Raw genomic sequence first — 400 nt, 5'->3', positions numbered from 1 at the left:
GGGGTATCGGGGGCAGGGGGACGGTGACCGGCCCGGTCCGCCCGAGGTCCAGCCGGGCGGCGGCCTCGGCGGCGACCCGCCGGTCGAGTGCCGCGCCACCGCCCAGGCCGCCCGTGTACCCGCCGTCCCGGCGCACCGTCATCACCCCGCCCCGCAGCGGCCCGGGGCCTTCCGCGACCCGCACCAGGGCGAGGGCCCCGGCTACCGTGGTGTCGGGGTCGGCTTCGGTCGACACCTCCGCCAGTGCCGTGGCCAGGGCCCCCCGGCGGGGGTCGTCGGCCGGATGGGGCAGCACGGCGACCTCGATGGTGCCGCCGCAGGTCAGGGCCGGGGCCAGCGAGTCCAACGGCTCGAACCCGGGTGGGAGGGGGGCGGCGTCGTCCCCCCGGTCGGCCGGGAC

At 80.5% G+C, this 400-nt stretch carries 1 pseudogene; it reads right to left on the bottom strand.

What is annotated here, in order from left to right:
• A pseudogene (locus tag FOE67_RS28500) lies at positions 1–400 on the bottom strand (hypothetical protein); the annotation flags it as partial.

Origin of the sequence: Streptomyces calidiresistens (assembly GCF_014141525.1) — a bacterium.
GTDB classification, from domain to species: domain Bacteria; phylum Actinomycetota; class Actinomycetes; order Streptomycetales; family Streptomycetaceae; genus Streptomyces; species Streptomyces calidiresistens.
Note: the sequence above shows the minus strand (reverse complement) of the source record. Positions and strands in the feature narration are given on the sequence as shown.